9 protein-coding genes, 2 tRNA genes and 3 rRNA genes are annotated in these 24,475 nt (G+C 41.9%); 13 read left to right on the forward strand and 1 reads right to left on the reverse strand.

Annotated elements, in window-relative coordinates; all coding sequences use genetic code 11:
* Positions 1-3 precede the first annotated feature (3 nt).
* The 7 genes from CBG49_RS04720 to CBG49_RS04750 all read left to right on the forward strand — a co-directional run bounded on the left by CBG49_RS04720 (position 4) and on the right by CBG49_RS04750 (position 15,944).
* A complete protein-coding gene (locus tag CBG49_RS04720; protein WP_157668365.1) occupies positions 4-8,130 on the forward strand; it encodes a T9SS type B sorting domain-containing protein in 8,127 nt (2,708 codons plus the stop codon).
* A gap of 149 nt (positions 8,131-8,279) precedes the next feature.
* On the forward strand, positions 8,280-9,050 hold the full coding sequence (locus tag CBG49_RS04725) for a hypothetical protein (protein WP_227002959.1): 771 nt from the start codon (positions 8,280-8,282) through the stop codon (positions 9,048-9,050).
* Positions 9,051-9,095: 45 nt separating this feature from the next.
* Complete coding sequence (locus CBG49_RS04730) at positions 9,096-9,575, forward strand: hypothetical protein (RefSeq protein ID WP_009751187.1); 480 nt, start codon at positions 9,096-9,098, stop codon at positions 9,573-9,575.
* Positions 9,575-10,279: a signal peptide protein, YSIRK family gene (locus CBG49_RS04735; protein ID WP_088593590.1), complete on the forward strand. Its 705-nt coding sequence runs from the start codon at positions 9,575-9,577 to the stop codon at positions 10,277-10,279. Before CBG49_RS04730 ends, CBG49_RS04735 begins: the two co-directional genes overlap by 1 nt.
* Before the next feature lie 202 nt (positions 10,280-10,481).
* Positions 10,482-12,353 (forward strand): tRNA uridine-5-carboxymethylaminomethyl(34) synthesis enzyme MnmG, encoded by a 1,872-nt coding sequence (gene mnmG / locus CBG49_RS04740; protein WP_088593591.1) that lies wholly within the window; start codon positions 10,482-10,484, stop codon positions 12,351-12,353.
* Between the two features lie 76 nt (positions 12,354-12,429).
* Complete coding sequence (locus tag CBG49_RS04745; protein ID WP_088593592.1) at positions 12,430-14,571, forward strand: TonB-dependent receptor; 2,142 nt, start codon at positions 12,430-12,432, stop codon at positions 14,569-14,571.
* Positions 14,572-14,603: 32 nt separating this feature from the next.
* Positions 14,604-15,944, forward strand: coding sequence for a DUF4374 domain-containing protein (locus tag CBG49_RS04750; protein WP_088593593.1), 1,341 nt, complete (start codon positions 14,604-14,606; stop codon positions 15,942-15,944).
* A gap of 51 nt (positions 15,945-15,995) precedes the next feature.
* Here the strand turns inward: CBG49_RS04750 and CBG49_RS04755 are convergent, their stop codons facing one another.
* Positions 15,996-16,919, reverse strand: coding sequence for an alpha/beta hydrolase (locus CBG49_RS04755; protein WP_088593594.1), 924 nt, complete (start codon positions 16,917-16,919; stop codon positions 15,996-15,998).
* Between the two features lie 607 nt (positions 16,920-17,526).
* Between CBG49_RS04755 and CBG49_RS04765 the strand changes: the two genes are divergently transcribed.
* From CBG49_RS04765 to CBG49_RS04790, 6 genes are all read left to right on the forward strand, one after another.
* Positions 17,527-19,039, forward strand: a 16S ribosomal RNA gene (locus tag CBG49_RS04765).
* Positions 19,040-19,178: 139 nt separating this feature from the next.
* Positions 19,179-19,252 (forward strand) — tRNA-Ile (locus CBG49_RS04770).
* Between the two features lie 85 nt (positions 19,253-19,337).
* Positions 19,338-19,411, forward strand: a tRNA-Ala gene (locus CBG49_RS04775).
* A 154-nt stretch (positions 19,412-19,565) separates the two neighbouring features.
* Positions 19,566-22,409: ribosomal RNA gene (locus CBG49_RS04780) — 23S ribosomal RNA — on the forward strand.
* 184 nt (positions 22,410-22,593) lie between these two features.
* Positions 22,594-22,703, forward strand: a 5S ribosomal RNA gene (rrf, locus tag CBG49_RS04785).
* Together the 16S, 23S and 5S rRNA genes with 2 tRNA genes alongside form the textbook arrangement of a ribosomal RNA operon.
* Positions 22,704-22,917: 214 nt before the next feature.
* Positions 22,918-24,111 carry a hypothetical protein gene (locus CBG49_RS04790; protein ID WP_088593596.1) on the forward strand — a complete coding sequence of 398 codons (1,194 nt, stop codon included), beginning with the start codon at positions 22,918-22,920 and terminating at the stop codon, positions 24,109-24,111.
* Positions 24,112-24,475: the final 364 nt, after the last annotated feature.

Raw genomic sequence — 24,475 nt, forward strand, 5'->3', positions numbered from 1 at the left:
GTAATGTTTACCCTTTTAATTCTTCCAATAGTAGTAACAGGGCAGGTTATCAGTGGGATTATTCCTCAGAGCCCTGTACATTTTGCTAATAATGCTGATTTTTCGGTAGGTACACTCACTATTACTTTCAATATGCCTGCAGGTAAAACTACAGGTGAGTTGGAGGTAAGACTTGCAGCTGGTATTGAGTATATCTCTGGTTCTGTGGCGGCTACGGGGGGCACTATAGCTCTCAAAGCGGGCTCTACTAATGCCAATAAACCAGTGTTTACTATCAATGCTGCTGGTGGAGCTACTGTAGTAGTAAGCTTAAAGCGTAAGGCTACTAAAGCTGTGCTTACTAATTCTGAACTTGCTACAGGTTTGTTTGATGAAGCTGTGCTTACCATTGGTGGTGTCTCTACTAATCCACCCGCTAAAAATACACAAGGTTACAATTTACCACGTCCTACCCTTACAGTACAACAACCTGAAGGAACACAAGGGAATGCGGCGGGAACACACAACAAAGAATATGAAATTCAAAATACAGGGAATGGAATAGTGCGTGATGTGTACTTTTCTATTGCTTATCCCTCAGGAGTAACAGGCAATTCGGTAGCCTATAAAATAGGAAGTGGTACTTATACTGCACTCACTCAGGTAGGTACGGTACCTATTGGTTTCCCTAATGCAGGCAAACCCTTGTACAAAGCACCTGCGGTACATTTGGCTAAAGGGCAAAGTGTGAAGATACGCGAAAACTATACCGTTACAGGTTGTACCAGTGGGCGACAAATAATGTACTACGCCTATTGGGGTGTAGCCTCTAATAACCTCTTTGAGAGTAGTCCAGTAGCCAGTAAAACCCTTAATATCGATTCAGGTAAGCCGTTAATTGATTTAGATAGAAATAATTCTAACAACACCTATTTTACTTGGGGCGATGGGCTTTCAGGCAATAAATTAGGTACTTATACGGTTAGATATCATAACATAGGTACAGGTTTGAACCCTACCGCTTCTAAGATTAGAATTAAACTTTTTGAACGACATATAGGTGTTTTTCGTTCGCATAAACCTACTAACTTCCGCTTAGTATATACTGATGGAGGAGTGGAAAAAGAGATTCCCATTCCTGCGACAGCTATTAGTCAACCGGTTGCTAATCAAGCAATAACTATCAGTTTTGACAATATGCCTGAACTATTGGCTACTCACACTACTTATGGCAGCAAAAATATAGGTTTTACTGATGAAGATGGCGATGGCTATCGCGATGAATTAAAAAAGAGTGCAGGCTTTACTCTTCGTTTTGACTATGTAAAGAATAACGGTATTACTTGTTTATCTTCAGGTTTTAAAGAATTCCTTATCAACCCAAGTTCTGAAATGTACTGTGAAAATGTTTGTGGCGTCCCTGGAGATAATGGGGGTGCCTATCTGCACGAACAGACTTTTGAACGTTTTGTAAATGGAGTGTCTGACGGGTCTTATTTTCCTAAGCAATTGGTAGAAAATGTATCTAAACAAGGTTATCTTATAGCCAACTTCAATGTTTCGGGCTACACCCATAACCAACGCCTTAAAGGAGGTGCTTCTCTTCAAAATCCTCGTTTGTATAAATATAAAATAAAACTACCTTCTGGAATAGAACTTAAAAATGTGAAGTTTCACAAAGGATTTAAATACGGTACAGCTACCGAAGCACCCACCTCTTTAGGTAATGTGCCAGCAGGAGGAGAACTTACTTATACTACAACTACTACAGCTTATGGTTATATCACTTTTGATATACTACTAACTAACTGTTCGGGTACCAATGCTAGTATAGATTATAGTGTTTCGTATTTAGATAAAAATGGGGCTACCAATACCTATTCTGAAATACCTTATGTATGTAATAGTACGGTGATTAATACCGTTTGTACTACTTCTTGTACGGTAGATGGCCCTACGATGCTTAGCACTAAGATAGAACGTGCTGATAACTCTTACGGTTGGAAAAATTATACAATGGCAGTACGCCAAACTCGCGACCAAGTGTCAGAACTACAACGCCAGCGTGCACTGTATTTAGACGATATAGAAGTGATTTCTACCGGTAAAGAGCTAAACGTACCGACTAACAACCTTTATTATCACGCTTCTTTTTCAAAACGACCAGGGTTAAAACCTAAATCAATTGTCTTTACAATGGGTACCCATTCGGTTACTTTAGCGGGTACTACTGCCGTTAAAACAACGGTAGGCGATAGAGATAATTTCCGCTGGGATCTCACTTCGGCACTACCTACAGGAGGTATCCCTGCTAACGGTACTTTTACGGTAGTAGCTACCTATCAGGTTACTAATAATAGCGATACCGATAGAGCTAGTTCTCACGACATAGAATCAGGTGGTGAAAACTTCTTCTATCGCTTAGATAATCCAGCTACCGATACCGCCCTTAACGCACAAGGCTATCATATAGCCCAAAAACACTGTGGGGTAAACCTATATGCTACTTTCTTTTACGCCAACTTGTGGAGCCACCTCAATACTAACACCTATTATGTAGATGGTTGTACCCCAGCAGCTATAGGAGCAAGTAACCAAGTGTTTGCAGGACGTCGGTTTGATTCAGGAGGTAACTATTTCCTCGATGAGTTTCGTCCGTCACGTTTGATAAAAAAACTGACCTTTAAGATACCGAGTTCAATGAATTACGTAGCTAATCCAACCTATGTATACCGACAAAAGTATGGTACAGAATCATCACCTATTCCTTTTGTCCTTACTTTGGTGTCAGATGACGGTACCTATAAAACCTATACCTATATAAACCCTGCTAAAGGACAGCCAGGGCACTTACCTGCGGGTGAAATATCAGTAGAAAACTTCTACGATAGCTATATCAAAACTGCCTTACAAGCTACCTGCAAAACAAAAGTGTGGGATAACTTTACAAAATCAAAAGCTAATAATATGCTGGTGAAATCGGAAATACAATACGAAGATTTCTACTATCATTACGCCGCACAAGGAGGCTCTGATGTCAGAACCTATGCAATGCCTGAAGGACAAACAGCTGTATTCCACCGCTATAAACCTGATGTAACTCTTACCACTCTTACCCCACTAACGGTAAAAGTGAACAAGCGCGAACAAGATCTGCGTTTTAGCTTGGCAAACTCTACCCAATCTGATGCGCCTTATAGCTGGGTGTCTATTCCTGATGTCACAGGGGTAGAGATACTTTCGCTTACCGAAATAGATAACGTAGGGGCTCACGTGCGCACCTATACTGCCCAAACTAGCATTTCGGGCGAAAAGATGTTCTTCTTAAACCAAGGAGGTGCACCTGGTACGATTGCTAAAAATGCCACTCGTTATTTTAAGGTAAATTACAAGATTACCAACTGCAATGCCAACTACGCGCTAAAAGTATACGCGGGTTGGAATTGTAACGAAAACCCTATTGGTGGCTATAAAAGTACTTGTAGCGATAAATCTATCACCTATAATATTTCGATAGCTAAAAGCAAAAAAGAAATAGCAGCCGACCCATCTAACCCTGGTTATCACGATCCTAACAAAGTAGGTAGTATTTCTATGTGTGCTAAAACACCTTATAGTTATATTATCAATAGTGCCGATGAAGGAGATATTTATGATGCTAAATTGGTAGTTACACAAGCAGCTGGTATTACTTTCCACGATATAGAAGTGGAATATCCGCTTGGTAGTGGTGTTAAATATAATACTACTACCCCTGTAAATGGTAAAAAAATAGGACATACTATCACAGGTAGTAAACATACCTTTGATATTAGCGCCATCTTGCCAGGAGGTAGCTTGCCAGGGTCACTATCAGAGCCAACAATAGCTGCTAATCGTCAGCTCAAACTTACCTTTAAGGTAATGCCTGATTGTGATTTCTCAGCTGGTTCTTCTTTTGATATTGATATTGAAGGCAATGACCTCTGTAGCAACCCTGCTTCTGGCGATAAAAGCCGTGCTATCATTGCGGGTATCGCTGGCGTAAATGTTAATAAATATAATATTACCCTTGATCCTCTTACCTATGTAAGTGGTAATGGAACCCAATGCGATTCGGGGGTAGTTTATAAAACAAGGGTAACAGTAAACAGTAGCGACCCAACTTTTGCAATGGGTAGTAACGCCCGTTTGAGATTTACCATCCCTGAAGGCTATGAGTTAGCACCTTCTTATTTAAATAGCTTTAATAGAACACCTTACGGGCCTGGAGCACATTGGTCTAATCCTGTCAGAAAACAAGCTGAAGAACGCACTTTAGCCAGTGGTAGTGAATTGGTATTAGATATTCCTGCTGGAATGTCAAACGGACAGTTCTTTGAGTTGAGTATTAAGATAGTACAAAAAACTAATACACTTATAGATTGTGGTACTCCTAAAATCCTAAAAGCATTCACTACCGATACGGTTACAGGCGTAACTTGTAGTCTTTTATCACCTCCAAGTACTTGTCCTGCACTAACGGTAGGAACTTCGCTCGAAAGAACAATACAAGTGAAGAGTGACCGTCCTGAGTTGTCGTTTAAAGATATAAGCACCTCTTCAGTGATACAAGGAGGTAAGGAAAAACTTACTATCAAATATAAGATAACCAATGCAGCTACCGCTTCAGCTACACTTACTGCGCGTCCTGTAGTGGCAAGCCTTTATTACGATGCTAATAACAACGGTCAGGTAGATAGCGGCGACACTAAGCTCACTACCTATACCGCTACCGAAACTTTGAACAAAGGAGTTACTTCACCTGAAAGAAGTTTTGACTATTTAGCAGACCAAAATAAAGTATGTCGCTTGCTCTTGGTACTCAAAAATGAAGATAATGTATGCCTCTGCGGTGATGTAGCTACTAAAGTAACGGCTCCTACCGAGATTAACGGATTGGTGAATAGCCTTACTACTTGTGCTACCGATAGTGTAACCTTCCAATATAGTACACAAGCACCTGCTTATGCGGGCTACGAGTGGAAGGCGGTAAGTCCAGCAAATGCATTGGGCTACTTAAATAACATCAATACGCCTACCCCTACCTTTGCTTATACGGGAACTCCACTTAGCAGTGCGCTAACCGTTACTTATAACTTAGTAGTAAAACGCACCAACGGTTGCGAAGCTACTCAAACGGTAACGGTATTGGTGAAAGCGGTACCTGCACCTGTGCTTACTGTATCACCTACCTTAGTAGTAAGTTGTAAGGCTTCTAATGTAACCACTGCTATCAGCAATTGGTTGCAACAAGCAGCTACAGCTACTGTTAGTGCACCTTGTGCTACCATCGCGACCCTTACTCATAACTATGAGAGTGTGAAACCTGCCAACCTTTGCGAGGCTACTGTTGTAACAGTTACCTATACCGCTAAAGATAATTTTGGCAATACCACTACTAAAACCACTACAATTACTATTGTAAGTGTAGAGGCTAATAGTGAAACAATTACAGTAACTCACGGAGCTATGGCTACCACCACTACCCAAACGGTACTCACTAACGACAAGGCAAACACGCGCTCTGCTACTACAAGTACGGTCAGCTTAACGGTTACTACCCCTGCAGTAGGGGCAACCGGCAGTGCTACACCTACGCTCAATAGCAATGGTACTATTACTGTACCAGCAGGTACTAAGTCGGGTACTTATCAAATAGGTTACCGTATTTGTACTACGCTTGCAGCAGTTACCGCTTGTGATACAGCTACTGCTACTATCGTAGTAGGTACTCCAACGATTACCGCATCACCAGATACCTTTACCTTAACTACGGGTACCAGCACCAAGTCAGTAATTGACAACGACCATATCGGCACCGCTACCACTACAACCCACACGGTAACTATAGGTGTAGTCACCCCTGCAACGCCAAAAGCCTCCGGCACCGCTACACCAACGCTTGACACCCATACAGGTAAGATTACTGTGCCTAACAACACTCCAGCAGGTACATATACGATTGTATATCAAATTTGTGAGAAGTTGAACCCAGGTAATTGCAGCAGTGCCACAGCAGTAGTAACAGTAGCAACTCCAACGATTACCGCATCACCAGATACCTTTACTTTAACTACAGGTACCAGCACCAAGTCAGTAATTGATAACGACCATATTGGCACCGCTACCACTACAACTCACACGGTAACTATAGGTGTAGTCACCCCTGCAACGCCAAAAGCCCCCGGCACCGCTACGCCAACGCTTGACACCCATACAGGTAAGATTACCGTGCCTAACAACACTCCAGCAGGTACATATACGATTGTATATCAAATTTGTGAGAAGCTGAACCCAGGTAATTGCAGCAGTGCCACAGCAGTAGTAACGGTAGCAACTCCAACGATTACCGCATCACCAGATACCTTTACCTTAACTACAGGTACCAGCACCAAGTCAGTAATTGATAACGACCATATTGGCACCGCTACCACTACAACCCACACTGTAACTATAGGTGTAGTCACCCCTGCAACGCCAAAAGCCCCCGGCACCGCTACGCCAACACTTGACACCCATACAGGTAAGATTACCGTGCCTAACAACACTCCAGCAGGTACATATACGATTGTATACCAAATCTGTGAGAAGTTGAACCCAAGTAATTGCAGCAGTGCCACAGCAGTAGTAACGGTAGCAACTCCAACGATTACCGCATCACCAGATACCTTTACTTTAACTACAGGTACCAGCACCAAGTCAGTAATTGATAACGACCATATCGGCACCGCTACCACTACAACCCACACGGTAACTATAGGAGTAGTCACCCCTGCAACGCCAAAAGCCCCAGGCACCGCTACGCCAACACTTGATACCCATACAGGTAAGATTACCGTGCCTAACAACACTCCAGCAGGTACATATACGATTGTATACCAAATCTGTGAGAAGTTGAACCCAGGTAATTGCAGCAGTGCCACAGCAGTAGTAACAGTAGCAACTCCAACGATTACCGCATCACCAGATACCTTTACCTTAACTACGGGTACCAGCACCAAGTCAGTAATTGATAACGACCATATCGGCACCGCTACCACTACGACCCACACGGTAACCATAGGTGTAGTCACCCCTGCAACGCCAAAAGCCCCCGGCACCGCTACGCCAACACTTGATACCCATACAGGTAAGATTACCGTGCCTAACAACACTCCAGCAGGTACATATACGATTGTATACCAAATCTGTGAGAAGTTGAACCCAGGTAATTGCAGCAGTGCCACAGCAGTAGTAACGGTAGCAACTCCAACGATTACCGCATCAGCAGATACCTTTACTTTAACTACGGGTACCAGCACCAAGTCAGTAATTGATAACGACCATATCGGCACCGCTACCACTACAACCCACACGGTAACTATAGGTGTAGTCACCCCTGCAACGCCAAAAGCCCCCGGCACCGCTACGCCAACACTCGACCCGCATACAGGTAAGATTACCGTGCCTAACAACACTCCAGCAGGTACATATACGATTGTATACCAAATTTGTGAGAAGTTGAACCCAGGTAATTGCAGCAGTGCCACAGCAACTACAGTAGTTCACAGAACGCCAGCGCTAATTCCAGCAGCTGCAAATGATGAGGCAACAACCCCTATTAACACCCCTATTGTAATAGATGTGTTGCACAACGATACCCCTCACGGTACGGTTACCCCTCATATTACAACTATACCAACAAAAGGCACAGCTGTAGTAAATCACGACAATACAGTAACATATACTCCAAATACTAATTTTGTAGGTATAGATACCTTTGTGTATGAAATCTGTAATACCGATGGAGTATGTGTGAGCGCTACTGTAACCGTAAAAGTGACTAACGGTTTAACCATTTATAATGCTATAAGTATCAGTGGAAATTCTCAAAATGATCACTTCCACATCGGTGGTATTGAAAACTATCCTAATAATACAGTACGTATTTTCAACCGTTGGGGCGTAAAAGTATTTGATACAGAAGGTTACGACAATGTGCGCAATGTATTCAAAGGCTTCTCTAATGGTAGAGTAACGGTAGAAGGTAGTGAAAATCTTCCACAAGGTACTTACTATTATATCATCGAATATATAGATGAAAATGGTCAAAAAGAATCTAAAGTAGGTTGGTTATACCTCAAGAAATAGAAATTAGAAATTAAAAAATAGAAAATAGTAGTTGGTTATCAAAAAAACTAACTACTATTTTTTATTAACAAATCAACTAATTGACTAATTGACAAATTATTTGTACCTTTGCCCCAAGATTAATGAACCTTATAAAAACAAATAAAAAAATGAAACCTTATCTGTATCTTTTGCTATTCTTGCCTTTAGCAATTTTCTCTCAAAACCTCCCTTATGAAACACCTGCTTTCAAAGCAATTGAAAAAAAATTCAAAATCGAAAAACGTCAAGTTTATTGGGACTTCTATAATACACAAACTGTACAAGGCGACTCTCTGTATCAGCTCATCACCTTTCCAATTGTTAAAAGAGAACAGGGCGCTGTAAAAATAGATTTATATGTGATAAACTACCATACAGCTAAACAGAAAATAAAATCCTATTACAAAGGTGAAAACCAATGGTCTATAGCCGAAGACAACGCTTTGAGAGGCTTGGAAATAGTACCCCACCCCCAACAACTGAATACTAAAACTCCCGCTTACCAACTCAGAGCTTTCTTTTCTAATAGTGTGCGCTATAACCCTACCGGACGAGAAGAGCTACTTTGGTTGATACCCAAAGGTAAAAAACTTCATAACATATTTACAGCCAATGTAATGACTTATTCAGGAAAGATAGAAGGTGGTGAACTTAGTGCGGGGCACATCCCTTGTAATGGCTCTAAAGAAGAAACTACCAGCCATTTTAGCATTCTACCTCATAAGGTATACGGTTTTTTTGCCCTGATGGAACACCGTACTACCAATCAAATACATATCGTTCCCGATGCCGAAGGTTTTTGCAATGAAGAACTCTCCGCCAAGCAAGAAACTATGATAGAATGGCAATACAACAAAAAAGAAAAACACTACAAGCCTATTAACGAATTGGCAAATTAACAAATTATTACTAACTTTGCACGCTCAAAAAAGACTTACATCATTATGCCACGCATTTACTATAGAGAAAAGAAACTACACGATGTACCCCTGAAAAACGAGGTCATTACAGTCGAATTATTTGATAAAATTATAGCACTCAGCGCCTTCATTCCCGAAGATGCGCTCCAAATTTTTGAGCTCCCTCAAAAAAAATCTACCTTTGCTTTTTGGAATAACAACAAACCTTTTAAACACGCTGTGGTTTGGAATACCGAAAAGCCTCATACTACCTATGAATACGGCGATTTCTACCTCCCTAAAGCTATCGTTTTCTTCGATGTGAAAGATGCCTATTTCCCCTCCGATTACTACTTTATAGTAAATATCAACGGACAGTTAGAACTCGGCTATAGCCGCGCTGGCGCAAGTACCGCTTGGTATGAACAACCCCAATTGTGGCATAAGGTTACCAACCCTAAAATCATTAAACGATTTGAAAAAAGCATTCAAGCTCTTTACAACTATTTAACAAAAAATCAATAATGGGTTTTGTCGCTACTATCCCTTTTTGGGCACTCTGCATAGCAACGGGTTGCTATTTTTTCAATAGAAAACCCGATAACAACTTGCACTATAGCAGTCCGCGTTATATGCCCGAAAAACGGAAGCTGTACATCGCTAAATTAAAGAAATACGTAGGGGTAGTATCAGTATCCATAGGGCTATTGTTTTGCCTAATTTTTTGCCCTTTTCTACTTTTTGAGTTGTTGGATATGCCTCATTCTTTTTATGAAAATTTACTTCTCTATACCCAGCAGCATCCTTTTATAATCTACCCTACTGCAGCAGGATTTTTAGGATGGTGTATAGCCTTATATTTTCACGATAGTCGAAATATTAAATACTTACAAAAGCTATTAGAAGAAATGAGTGATGCTGATTACGAGCGTTTTACCCAAATGATGCAGTTGATAAACTTCGCTCAACGCTATTCTCCTTTTGTAGTGATTTGCCAAGAGAAAGCCTACTTTATGTCGAATCTTAGTGAGGGAATTCCGCTGACAGATATAGTGCATTTAGAATGGAAATGTCGGCAAGAACACCACAGTCGTTCAAAAAAAGGTAATAGACTAATAGAAGAAGCCTATATCTACACCCGCCAGCAACCCAATACCCCCATCACTGTAACGATGCCCAAAAGCCAATACCGCTTCTTAGAGTGCGCTTACCGCGAGGTAAATTGTTAATTATTAATTGTTAATTGTCAATTGTTTTGTACCTTTGCCGCCTGAAATTATAGGCAATCAAAAATGGTTGGCAAATTTTTTGTTGCTACACTGATAATCACTCTTTTTTAGAGTATGTTGTAGGGGCGTTTTGCAAACGCCTACCTCAATAAAACTTTTTGAACACTCCCATTACCAAATCGACAAATTTACAAATCGACAAATGTTTACAACTGAATATGATGTGATAGTAGTAGGCGCAGGGCACGCAGGTGCCGAAGCTGCTGCTGCCGCCGCCAATATGGGCGCACAAACCCTCCTTATTACTATGAACCTCCAACATATAGCCCAAATGAGCTGCAACCCCGCTGTGGGAGGCATCGCCAAAGGACAAATAGTGCGTGAAATCGATGCGCTAGGCGGCTATATGGGTATTATTACCGATAAAACGGCTATCCAATTTAAGATGCTCAACCAGTCCAAAGGGCCTGCAATGTGGAGTCCGCGCGCACAATCCGATCGTATGCGCTTTTCCGAAGCTTGGCGCTTACAGCTCGAAAGTCTCCCTACTCTCGATTTCTTCCAAGGTATGGTAAACGACCTGCTTATCGAAAAGGATAGGGTAGTGGGGGTACGCACCTCTTTAGGGGTTACTATCAAAGCCAAAAGTGTGGTGCTCACCAATGGTACTTTCCTCAATGGGGTGATGCACATAGGGCTCAAACAGTTCGGCGGCGGTCGTGTAGGCGAGCCTGCTGCTCACGGACTTACCGAATGTCTCGTGCAACACGGTTTTGAGGCTGGTCGTATGAAAACCGGTACACCACCTCGTGTAGATGCTCGTTCTCTCGATTTCAGCAAGATGGTTCCTCAACCAGGTGACGAGCATCCTCAAAAATTCTCTTTTTCCTCTGAAACAAAACCTCTTGCCGTGCAAAAAGATTGTTATATGACCTACACCAGCGAGCGCGTACACAATATCCTTCGTACGGGCTTTGACCGCTCGCCTATGTTTCAAGGAATTATACACGGCGTAGGCCCTCGTTATTGTCCTTCAATCGAAGATAAAATCAACCGTTTTGCCGATAAAGAGCGTCACCAGCTGTTTGTAGAACCCGAAGGCTGGCATACGGTCGAAATGTATGTCAATGGTTTTTCAACCTCTTTGCCAGAAGAAGTGCAATATGCTGCCCTTAGTCAGGTGGCTGGTTTTGAGAAAGTGAAATTCCTCCGCCCTGGTTATGCCATTGAATACGACTATTTCCCACCTACCCAACTCAAACATACACTCGAAACAAAACTGATAGAAAACTTATACTTCGCCGGACAAATCAACGGAACTACAGGCTATGAGGAAGCTGCTGCTCAAGGATTGATGGCAGGCGTGAATGCTGTATTAAAAGTGCGCGAACGCGAACCTTTTATACTAAAACGCGACGAGGCTTATATAGGAGTTCTCATCGACGACCTTATCACCAAAGGCACCGAAGAACCTTATCGTATGTTCACCTCACGTGCCGAATACCGCACCCTCCTCCGTCAGGATAATGCCGATAGCCGCCTTACTCCTCTGGGATATGAAATAGGCACCGTAAGTGAAGAGCGTTACCGCGCTTGGGAAACCAAAAATCGCAAAGTAAACGACTTTATTACCTATATAAAGGAATTGAGCGTTACCCCCGACGAAGTGAATCCTATTCTCGAAAAATACGATTCATCACCAATGAAACAAGGTGATAAACTCCAAAAAGTACTCTCACGCCCCGATGTAACACTCGCCGATTTTGAGTCTATAGATCGCATCGCAAGTTATATAAAGGAAAATAACCTTAATGAAGAAGAAAAGACTTGTGCTGAAGTAGAAGTCAAATACGCAGGTTATATAGAGAAAGAACGCAATAACGCCGATAAACTGAACCGCTTAGAGAGCGTGCGTATTCCCGATAATTTTGATTACGATAAAATTATCTCCCTCTCTTTTGAAGGACGTGAAAAACTAAAGAAAATACGCCCTGCAACCCTTTCTCAAGCCTCTCGTATCAGCGGTGTTTCTCCCGCCGATATTAGTATCCTATTGATATATATGGGAAGATAAAGTATTGCTAATTTAGGATTATTCAAAATAATTTTCGTACCTTTGCCTCCGTTATTCTAAAAACAGAGATACGATAATGTTTTTATCACCTAAAAATATCACCTTTTTATTAGCGTCATTTTTTGCAACTCAACTCTTTTCTCAACCTGTAGATGAAGAAGTTACGCAACTCAGTGAGGTTGTGCTCACAGGGCAATCACCTATCAAGCAAGTGCAAAAAGCAGCTTACAACGTGGTTGCTATCGAAGCCCAACAGCTCCGCAATCTCAACAGCAATGCTGCCGATATGCTTGCTCGTGTATCGGGGGTGAAGATGCGCGAAACTGGTGGGGTTGGGGCTGAGACAGCAATCAATCTCAATGGCTTTACCGGTCGTCACGTGCGTATCTTTATCGATGGGGTACCTATGAACGAAGCGAATGCCTCTTTTCGCATTAACAATATTCCCGCTGAACTTATCGAACGTATCGAAATTTACAAAGGTGTGGTGCCTGTTACTTTTGGTGCCGATGCTCTTGGGGGCGCTATCAATGTAGTAACGCGCAAAAGCCGATACAACTACGGCAATCTTTCCTATACTTTTGGTTCTTTCAACACCCATAAAAGTACCTTAAACCTCGGGCAATTCCTCACCGATAACATCAGTGTAGAACTCAATGCTTACCAAAATTACTCCGATAACAGCTATAAAGTATTTACTGAATATCTCGACCTCCAAACAGGCTCTTACTCTAAAGAAAAACGTTGGTTCAAACGCTTTCACGACCGTTATCACAACGAGGCTATCATAGGTCGTGTGAATATCTTCGATGAAAAATGGGCTGATAAACTTTCTTTTGCACTTAATTATAGTCAAGAGAATAAACAACTCCAAAACGCCAACCTAATGCAAAAAGTCTTTGGAGGTAAGTACCGCAAATCTCATAACTATTCATCTTCAGTAGAATATGAGAAAAAGAATATCCTCAACGGTCTCTCTTTCTTCCTTACAGGGCGTTATGATTTTACCACCACTCAGAATGTAGATGAAGAAGCTCGCCGTTATAGCTGGACGGGTGAGTATGAACCAATGGTTACTCGTGGTGAATCACAACTTCAGAATACTATTTTTGAAGGTAAAACGGGGTACATCACTTCACACATAGACTATCAACTCAATGAAAAACACTCTTTTCAACTCACACACACCTTCAGTAATTACACTCGGCGTAACAAAAATATGCTCATTACCAACTATACCCTCGATTCCGATTTTATGAGGCGTGTCAATAAGAAAAATATCTCTGGATTATCATATAAGTTCACCCCCTCAGAACGTTGGAATATATTAGCTTTCGGTAAATATTACAATACAGCTGTAACAGGTCCAGTGATTGTTACTGGATATGGAAGTCGCGCGGTATATGAAGAAGAAACTCATCACACTCAGGCTTGGGGTTATGGTGGGGCGACTACTTATCAGCTCTTAAAGCCTTTACAAGTCAAACTCTCTTATGAAAAGAGCTTCCGTCTACCTACTGATACCGAACTCTTTGGCGATGGCGATTTAGAGATTGGTAACTATAAACTCAAACCCGAAAATAGCGATAACCTGAATGTAAATCTCTCTTATCAACCTGCGTTCAAAGTACATTCATTCTTAGTAGAAGTGGGTTTTGCCTATCGTTATATCAAAGATTATATCATCAGAAGTATTATCAGTGCAGGAGCTAATGAAGGCTCCGCAGGAAGCCGAAATCACGGTAAGGTACTCAATATGGGAGTCGATGCTACCCTGCGCTATTTCTTCTATAAAGATGCATTTTCAGTAGGTGGCAACTTGTCTTATATGAACTTGCGCAACAAAGAAGAATTTACTGAAACAGGTCGCCCTTCTGCTATCTATAACGACCGTTTGCCCAATATGCCTTATCTATTTGGCAACGCCGATGCTACTTGTAATATAGAAAGCCTGATTGCTAAACGCGACAGACTATCACTAAACTATAATCTCTTTTTCACCGAAGAGTTTTTTACCTCGTGGCAAAGCGAAGGAACAAAAATTAAAGTCCCTCGCCAACTTTCTCACGACGTGAGTCTTACCTACTACACCCCTAACAAACGGTTAAGTCTTTCCGTAGAAGCCAAAAATATCACCGATGAATTGTTGTACGATAACTACAGCCTCCAAAAAGCCGGTCGCGCTTTCTATGCCAAACTCTCCTACCGATTCTACTAACCCCTAATTTCTAACAACTAATTTCTAAATATATGTATATCAATTTTCAAACATTCAAAAAAACGCTACTTGTAGGCTCATTAGTTAGCTTCGTAGCCCTTACGTCTTGCAAAAAAGACGATAATACTCCAGTTCCTCCTCCTTCTGCCGAGGGAGCTAACTTCTTCATCGATGCTGGAGGTGATCAAAATAAAACTCGTTATCTATTGGTCGCTAAAAACGTAGAAAATGGTGAACTCCCTCTTTCTGCTAACCAAGAACAATTCAAAGAAGCTAATGGCTATTTCTGGCAGTTCAACAAGAACACAGCAGTAGGTCTATCCTATGGCTTTAAAGGAGCTGGTATCGGTATTTCTTACGAAAAAACAGCTCAAGGTGTAAAACATCTTACTGATTTTGACGTAGCCGAACGTGCCACCACTTTCGGTTTCTTCAGTGATTATTGGATAACTGTAGTAGGCGGACAAGAATACGAAGGCAAAAAGGACGGCGCAACCTTCAACTTCCGCAATGCCAACAATTATACCAAAGCTTTTACCAAAACTATCCATACAGCAAATCTCCTTCCTGAGATGAACACCTCCTCTTCTACTCAAGAAATCGTGTCGTTTGCTGGTATCTTAGACAATGGTAACGGTGAGTTCTTCAGCGGTATGATAGTTTCTGATTACAAAGATGTGCAAGTAGCTCAAGGTTCAAGCACTGGTAAAATCCACAATCCCGATGTGGTATATGTAGGGGTACTCGATAAAGACTTGAACCTCAAACGTAGCTATAAAAGCGATAAGCTCAGCTATAGCGCAGGTCGTTTCAAATCTCAATATTTGTTAGAAATGGGTAAAGCCGATAATGGCGATGTATATGTATTTTCAGGAGCAATTGCTAAGAATCCTCCTAAAGTAAAAGCCCCTCAAACTCCCGATGTTGCTTCAACAAAACCTGCAGGTGCTTTGCGTATCAAACAAGGTGCTACCGACTTTGATAGTTCTTACTTCTTTGATATTTCAGCAGTATCCGGTAACGGAATCTTTCGTCGTGTATGGCATATCACCGGTAATAAGTTCTTGCTTGAGTTCTTTAATGATGCTTCAAAAGCTGCCCTCAATGGAGTAGATGTAAACCGCTTTGCTATTGTAGATATGGAAGCTAAATCTTTCAACTGGGTAACCGGACTGCCAGCTCTCTCTGATTTTGCCAATATGACGTCAAACCCCGTAGAACTTACTGTCTATAATGGTAAAGTCTATCTACCAGTAAATGTAAAAAACAGTGACCCTGCTATCTATGTAATTAATCCTGCTACCAATGTAGCCACCAAAGGTCTCACTGTAAAAGGAGCTTCTTTCATCAACGCTATCGGTCACTTCAAATAATAAAACAAAAAGGTGCTTGGAAAACAATCTCTCTAAGCACCTTTTCTATTTTCACTTTTCACTTTTTACTTTCTTCAGCCATTTCTCGGTATTTCTCAAATACTTCTCACTCGGCACAAACTTATAATGTAACCTTTTAGAAAGCGCCTCATACCGCTGCTGGATAACTGCTGGATTCTCCTCAATATCGTTGCGGTCGATGAACATCTCTGCAAAAAGCCTCCGCATCAAATCCATATTTCCTACCACTTGTATTGTGCCGTGATTCTCGTTGGGATATTCAACAAAATAAGTCTCCAAATTCTTAAAAGCTCCCTTTGCAGCCATTGCCTGTACCGCCTCTATCGCCTCCCGATGCCTACTGCGTCCATTGTTGCGCACCTTCTTCCCCGAATACGATAAATAAAAAATCCGATGTTTAAAATCCTTTCCTTTATTCGCTTCAAACAACCGCTCTCCATCGTTTTTCCTCCACCACAAACTTGGGTCGTGTGCAATATAAGCATTAAATAGCTCTGTATGTTTGTTAAGAGCTGAAACCACCGCCAATCCACTTAATGAGTGACCCACTAAAATGCGAAAATCACTACATCTGTATTGCTTTTTAACCAAAGGAATAAGCTCATCAGCCATAAACTGCCAAAAACGGTCACTATCGCTCCCAAAATCCCTTTCGCGCTGTGTGTTTTCAATTCCAATGACAATCATTTCAGGTACATTAGGAATCCCTTGAGCCAGTTTTTCCATCAAAGTACTAAAATAATTAAAATTCGTCTCCCCATCCAGCAGATACACCACCGGATAATCCGTTGCTTTCAAGGTAGAATCATAATATGAATCAGGCAAATACACACTTATAGAGCGTGTTTCACCTAATGTTTTAGAAGAAACCAATAGTCGTTCACCTATACAAATAGAATTCTGCCCTTGAACAAAAGAGCAAGCTAATAGCCAAAATATAAAAACTCTTTTCATTATTGATTTATATAAATATAGGTGCAAAGATATTAAAAAATATCAATTACTCAATTATTCACTCCCCAAAACTCCCCCCCAAAAAAAAGAACTCCACCACTTCCATCACCACCAAATCCCATCACCCCCCTCTCTTTCTCTAAATCCCATAGCTCCCACCGCCTCCCACAACTCCCATCACTCACATCCCCCGAAAAAACTCTCACCCCTCCCATTCCCTCCGAGTTTCTCCCAGTCCCTCCGAGTTTCTCTCTCACCGCTCCCACCCCATCCTCGCCCGCACAGCTCGCACCCCTCCGACACCTCGGAGTCTCACCGAGATTCTCTTTCAAATCTCTATTGATTCTCAATCACTTAAAAAATAAATTAAAAAAATCATAAAAAAAGTTCACAAAAAATTTGCTAGTTTAAAAAAACGCCGTACCTTTGCACCCGCAAATGAGACAAAACACGGTCTCAAACTAAGAAACAACACGTACATTGACATAATGTTGTACAGCACAAAAAAGATTTAAAGAATCGAGTGAAACCTGAAGTCAATTCGTAGGGGCGTATGCTATACGCCCGCTACAAAAAAACAAATCGGTTAAAGAAATAAAAGAATTTAACGATGAAGAGTTTGATCCTGGCTCAGGATGAACGCTAGCGGCAGGCCTAACACATGCAAGTCGAGGGAGAAGCCTTCGGGCTGAAACCGGCGCACGGGTGCGTAACGCGTATACAATCTGCCTTTTATCCGGGGGATAGCCCGAAGAAATTTGGATTAATACCCTATGGTATAAGAGCACGGCATCGTGCACTTATTAAAGCTACGGCGGTAAAAGATGAGTATGCGTTCTATTAGCTAGTTGGAGAGGTAACGGCTCCCCAAGGCGACGATAGATAGGGGTTCTGAGAGGGATGTCCCCCACACTGGTACTGAGATACGGACCAGACTCCTACGGGAGGCAGCAGTGAGGAATATTGGACAATGGTCGGAAGACTGATCCAGCCATGCCGCGTGCAGGATGACGGCCTTATGGGTTGTAAACTGCTTTTGTAAGGGAAGAATAAGGAGTACGTGTACTTTGATGACGGTACCTTACGAATAAGCATCGGCTAACTCCGTGCCAGCAGCCGCGGTAATACGGAGGATGCGAGCGTTATCCGGAATCATTGGGTTTAAAGGGTCCGTAGGCGGGCTAATAAGTCAGGGGTGAAATCGTTCAGCTCAACTGAGCAACTGCCTTTGAAACTGTTAGTCTTGAATAGTTGTGAAGTAGTTGGAATGTGTAGTGTAGCGGTGAAATGCTTAGAGATTACACAGAACACCGATAGCGAAGGCATATTACTAACAATTGATTGACGCTGATGGACGAAAGCGTGGGGAGCGAACAGGATTAGATACCCTGGTAGTCCACGCTGTAAACGATGGATACTAGCTGTTTGGACGCGAGTTTGAGTGGCTAAGCGAAAGTGATAAGTATCCCACCTGGGGAGTACGTTCGCAAGAATGAAACTCAAAGGAATTGACGGGGGCCCGCACAAGCGGTGGAGCATGTGGTTTAATTCGATGATACGCGAGGAACCTTACCAAGGTTTAAATGGAGACTGACAGGGGTAGAGATACCTTTTTCTTCGGACAGTTTTCAAGGTGCTGCATGGTTGTCGTCAGCTCGTGCCGTGAGGTGTCAGGTTAAGTCCTATAACGAGCGCAACCCCTGCCATTAGTTGCTAACGAGTAAGGTCGAGCCCTCTAATGGGACTGCCGGTGCAAACCGTGAGGAAGGTGGGGATGACGTCAAATCATCACGGCCCTTACATCTTGGGCTACACACGTGCTACAATGGCCGTTACAGAGAGCAGCCACTGCGTGAGCAGGCGCGAATCTATAAAGACGGTCACAGTTCGGATCGGAGTCTGCAACTCGACTCCGTGAAGCTGGAATCGCTAGTAATCGGATATCAGCCATGATCCGGTGAATACGTTCCCGGGCCTTGTACACACCGCCCGTCAAGCCATGGAAGCTGGGAGTACCTGAAGACGGTCACCGCAAGGAGCTGTTTAGGGTAAAACTAGTGACTGGGGCTAAGTCGTAACAAGGTAGCCGTACCGGAAGGTGCGGCTGGAACACCTCCTTTCTAGAGAAAACCGAAATTTAAAGACAAAAGGAAGAATATTAATTGTTAATTATTAATTATTAATTGATTCTTTAAATCTTGCTGACAACAAAATAAAATTTGCAAATTTGCTAATTTACAAATTTGCTAATTAGAACAAAGTCTCATAGCTCAGCTGGTTAGAGCGCTACACTGATAATGTAGAGGTCGGCAGTTCGAGTCTGCCTGGGACTACAAGCTAAAGAAGGAAATTCTAGGAGCTGAAGAGAGACGAATAGCGTAAATCGTAATTCGTAATTCGTAACTCGTCATTAAGCACGGGGAATTAGCTCAGCTGGCTAGAGCACCTGCCTTGCACGCAGGGGGTCAAGGGTTCGAATCCCTTATTCTCCACAACAAACGTACATTGACATATTGGGATAAAAAGCATAAGAGATCAATAATAGATTATTGATAATCTAACGAAAAATATTAAAAAGAATCAAAGAGAACGAGGTATTTATTTAATTGATAATAGATAATTGTTAATTGAATAAAACTACAAGCGCGAAAAGTTATGTAAGGGCGTATGGGGGATGCCTAGGCTCTCAGAGGCGAAGAAGGACGTGATAAGCTGCGAAAAGTTGCGTGTATTGGCACATACGAGATGATACGCAAATATCCGAATGGGGCAACCCAGTACATTGAAGATGTACTACACCGTAAAGGTGAGCAAACCCGCTGAACTGAAACATCTTAGTAGGCGGAGGAGAAGAAAACAAAAGTGATTCCCAAAGTAGTGGCGAGCGAAATGGGAACAGCCCAAACCCGTATTGTTACGGCAATGCGGGGGTAGTAGGACCCTGATATAGGTTGTAGAGCTGGATTAGAAGTGTTTGGAAAGACACACCATAGAGAGTGAAAGTCTCGTATAGGCACAGCGATATAAACCTTAAGGGAATCCTGAGTAGGTCGGGGCACGTGGAACCTTGACTGAATCGGCCGGGACCATCCGGTAAGGCTAAATACTCCTGAGAGACCGATAGTGAACTAGTACCGTGAGGGAAAGGTGAAAAGAACCGTGAATAACGGAGTGAAATAGCCCCTGAAACCATACGCTTACAAGCGGTTGGAGCAGCTACGGCTGTGACAGCGTGCCTTTTGCATAATGAGCCTACGAGTTACTGTTACCAGCGAGGATAAGTATTTCAGATACGAATCCGCATCGAAAGAGAGTCTGAAAAGGGCGCAAATAGTTGGTAGTAGTAGACGCGAAACCTGGTGATCTACCCTTGGGCAGGTTGAAGCGCTGGTAACACAGCGTGGAGGACCGAACTGGTTGTCGTTGAAAAGACTTCGGATGACCTGAGGGTAGGGGTGAAAGGCCAATCAAACTGGGAAATAGCTCGTACTCCCCGAAATGCATTTAGGTGCAGCGTTGGTGTGAGTTTAATAGAGGTAGAGCTACTGATTGGATGCGGGGGTTTCATCGCCTACCAATTCCTGACAAACTCCGAATGCTATTAAATGCTCATCAGCAGTGAGGGTATGGGTGCTAAGGTCCATATCCTAAAGGGAAAGAACCCGGACCATCAGCTAAGGTCCCCAAATATATGCTAAGTTGACCAAACGCGGTCTGACTGCACTGACAGCTAGGATGTTGGCTTGGAAGCAGCCATACATTTAAAGAGTGCGTAACAGCTCACTAGTCGAGCGGTTGGGCATGGATAATAAACGGGCATAAGCATATTACCGAAGCTATGGGGTTATTACTAAGTAATATACCGGTAGGGGAGCATTCTATAGGCGTGGAAGCTAAAGGCGTGAGCCATAGTGGAGCTGATAGAAAAGAAAATGTAGGCATAAGTAACGATAAGGCAGGCGAGAAACCTGCCCGCCGAAAGATCAAGGTTTCCTCAGCTATGCTAATCAGCTGAGGGTTAGTCGGGGACTAACGCGCACCCGAGCAGGGGAAGTGGATGTACAACAGGTTAATATTCCTGTACCATTAATCTAATAAAAGTGACGGAACGAGATAACTACCGCGTACTGACGGAATAGTACGTTAAAGGAGCAGTTATAGCTTTAATAGTACACTGAAGCTTCGGCCGAGGTGATAGAGTGGTGACAACGTTTCCAAGAAAAGCGAAGATTAATGCCCGTACCGTAAACCGACACAGGTGATTGGGATGAGAATTCTAAGGCGCTCGAGAGATTCATGGCTAAGGAACTAGGCAAAATAGACCTGTAACTTCGGGAGAAAGGTCGCCTATCTAGCGATAGGCCGCAGTGAAAAGGTCCAAGCGACTGTTTATCAAAAACACAGGACTCTGCAAAATCGAAAGATGAAGTATAGGGTCTGACACCTGCCCGGTGCTGGAAGGTTAAGAGGAGAGCTTAGCGTAAGCGAAGGTTTGAATTGAAGCCCCAGTAAACGGCGGCCGTAACTATAACGGTCCTAAGGTAGCGAAATTCCTTGTCGGGTAAGTTCCGACCTGCACGAATGGTGTAACGATTTGGACACTGTCTCGGCCATGAGCTCGGTGAAATTGTAGTATCGGTGAAGATGCCGATTACCCGCAGTGGGACGAAAAGACCCTGTGCACCTTTACTATATCTTCGTATTGGTCTTGGATAAGTGATGCGTAGGATAGGTGGGAGACTAAGAAGCGGCTATTCCGGTAGTTGTGGAGTCATTGTTGAAATACCACCCTTTGCTTATCTGAGGTCTAACCCTGCAGAGTGCAGGGGACAATTCGTGGAGGGTAGTTTGACTGGGGTGGTCGCCTCCAAAAGAGTAACGGAGGCTTCTAAAGGTTCCCTCAGCACGCTTGGTAACCGTGCGAAGAGTGCAATGGCATAAGGGAGCTTGACTGAGAGACCCACAAGTCGATCAGGTACGAAAGTAGAGCATAGTGATCCGGTGGTTCCGTATGGAAGGGCCATCGCTCAAAGGATAAAAGGTACGCCGGGGATAACAGGCTGATCTCCCCCAAGAGCTCACATCGACGGGGGGGTTTGGCACCTCGATGTCGGCTCGTCACATCCTGGGGCTGGAGAAGGTCCCAAGGGTTGGGCTGTTCGCCCATTAAAGTGGCACGCGAGCTGGGTTCAGAACGTCGTGAGACAGTTCGGTCTCTATCTACTGTGGGCGTTAGAAATTTGCGTGGATCTGACTCTAGTACGAGAGGACCGAGTTGGACGCACCACTGGTGTATCTGTTGTCTTGCCAAGGGCATAGCAGAGTAGCTAAGTGCGGATGGGATAAGTGCTGAAGGCATATAAGTACGAAACCCGCCACAAGATGAGATTTCTTTTAAGGGTCGTGGGAGATGACCACGTTGATAGGTTACAGGTGTAAAGGTGGTAACATCATAGCCGAGTAATACTAATCACCCGTAGACTTTTCGCGCGTAGAGATTCTTTTTTACAAAAATGTTAGTCACAACAATTGTTAATTATTAATTGTCAATTGTCAATTGAAAAAATATGTTTTTTATCCCTATATGTTAAAAATATAAGGTTACAGGTATTAGGTTATAGGCATCAGGGATTACCCTGAAACCTACCCCCTAACCCCTGACACCTAAAAAGTTTAAGGTGGTTATAGTCAAAGGTCTCACCTCTTACCATTCCGAACAGAGCAGTTAAACCTTTTAGCGCAGATGGTACTACGGTCACGTGGGAGAGTATGTCGCCGCCTTCTTACAAAGAGCAATTCTGATAAAGAGTTGCTCTTTTTTTATTTCATACCTACCTAACCCTACCCTCGCACCCCCTCCGATTCCCCCCGAGATGCTCTGAGATTCTCCCATCATTCCCACCAATCGCCCGTGAAAATCATAAAAAAATTTTACGCTTATATTTGTGTAGTATTTTTCTTTTTTGTACTTTTGCCCTATAAACTAAAAAAAGAAACAATGAGAAAAATTTTAACTACTTTAGCGGTAATTGCTCTTACTCTTGCAAGTTGTAGCAAAGAGAAAGAAAATTGTAATTGTAATAATGGTGGAACTACTACCCCAACAACTACTATCAAACCTAACCAGATAATGTTAGGTTATCCTAAAGACTTTAAAAAGTTTAATATTACTGAAACTATTCCTAATAATTACTCTTTTTACAATGACGAAGGATGTGCCATTGCCAATATTCCTTCTTCACTAGAATTTGCTAATAAACACTTGAATGCCTTTTTTGAAAAATTTACAATTGTAGATAGTGAAGGCTTTGAAATTACTCATACTGAAGATGGCCATCCTTTTGTTAATGAAAAAATGCGAAAATGGACTCTACAAAAACCTTATGAAATTGAACCTATTTGTACAGGGACAGACTCACCAACATATTCTTATTACGAACTTTATGGTTTGTATGAGAAAGAGAATATTGTAGTGTTTTATAAGGCTAAACCATTTAAGGTTTTTGGAATTTATAGAGGAGGTGAATTTGAATATGATGCAATTAATTTTTATAAATTTCCGAACAAAGAAATTTATAGGAATTACGTAAATATGCTTAAGAATATTTATACTAATAATTTTGAAAAATATGCCTTTTATGAATTACCAGTGCAACCGTTTCCTCTTATCTATTGTGGTAATGTCAGTAGGATACCTTCTGCATTAGGAGATAGAGGAATTCCTTCTTTTATTCCTAAAACTATTGAACATGAAAAAGTGACTAAAAAGAAAAAAGACGGATTTCTTGATCTTCCTTTTAATTATTATAACTCTCACAAGTCAATGAGAGAGCTTAATCAGCAATATGCAAGAGCTTGGATCGGGAAATATCGTTTTGAGATTTATTATAAGTCTGAATATACAGATGTTGGAGATTTTGCGATAGAGCCTTTTTATTTTTTAAGAGAAGAATGGGGGCAGAGGTTACTAAGTATTAAAATAGGAGGGAAAAGGTGTTTTAATCATACAGAACTATCTGCTTTGATTATTAAACCTATGCCTGAACATAGAGCTATTGCTTTTTATAGATTTGAAACCTTAGAAGCTTTTCTGTTATTTCCTAATGATCAGTCATACAATGAATATATGGCTATGTTAAAAGATATTTTTAATACTCCAGAAGCACAGGAAAGTATCTTTCTAAATTTTTAGAGAGCCCTCTATAGTTAAAATAGAAAAGACTTTGATAAAGCTGAGGCTTTGTCAAGGTCTTTTTTGTGCTTGAATGTGTAAAATAATATCAATTTAATTTACGATTTCATTTAGCAGTATATTTTGTGAAATCTATCAATGAGAGTTTTAAATTTATAAGATTTGTGAGAGAAGCCTATCATAATAACTTGGGTTAAAATATATTTTTTTAATTATTAGATTTCTTTTTCTTATCAAAGCTATACTTTTTCTTTATAATAATTAATCTTGAAGATTTTCTATTTTTAACGTCCTTTTATAAAATAATAAAAAATTTTTACGCTTATATTTGTGTAGTATTTTTCTTTTTTGTAATTTTGCGCAA

This window comes from Capnocytophaga endodontalis (assembly GCF_002209445.1).
In the GTDB taxonomy this organism is placed as follows: domain Bacteria; phylum Bacteroidota; class Bacteroidia; order Flavobacteriales; family Flavobacteriaceae; genus Capnocytophaga; species Capnocytophaga periodontitidis.

What these genes read in the sequence shown, in the direction of transcription:
- CBG49_RS04730 (WP_009751187.1), top strand. Translation starts at nt 9,096, where the DNA reads ATGCCACGCATTTACTATAGAGAAAAGAAACTACACGATGTACCCCTG.
- CBG49_RS04755 (WP_088593594.1), bottom strand. Translation starts at nt 16,919, where the DNA reads ATGAAAAGAGTTTTTATATTTTGGCTATTAGCTTGCTCTTTTGTTCAA.
- CBG49_RS04720 (WP_157668365.1), top strand. Translation starts at nt 4, where the DNA reads ATGTTTACCCTTTTAATTCTTCCAATAGTAGTAACAGGGCAGGTTATC.
- CBG49_RS04790 (WP_088593596.1), top strand. Translation starts at nt 22,918, where the DNA reads ATGAGAAAAATTTTAACTACTTTAGCGGTAATTGCTCTTACTCTTGCA.
- CBG49_RS04745 (WP_088593592.1), top strand. Translation starts at nt 12,430, where the DNA reads ATGTTTTTATCACCTAAAAATATCACCTTTTTATTAGCGTCATTTTTT.
- mnmG (WP_088593591.1), top strand. Translation starts at nt 10,482, where the DNA reads ATGTTTACAACTGAATATGATGTGATAGTAGTAGGCGCAGGGCACGCA.
- CBG49_RS04725 (WP_227002959.1), top strand. Translation starts at nt 8,280, where the DNA reads ATGAAACCTTATCTGTATCTTTTGCTATTCTTGCCTTTAGCAATTTTC.
- CBG49_RS04750 (WP_088593593.1), top strand. Translation starts at nt 14,604, where the DNA reads ATGTATATCAATTTTCAAACATTCAAAAAAACGCTACTTGTAGGCTCA.
- CBG49_RS04735 (WP_088593590.1), top strand. Translation starts at nt 9,575, where the DNA reads ATGGGTTTTGTCGCTACTATCCCTTTTTGGGCACTCTGCATAGCAACG.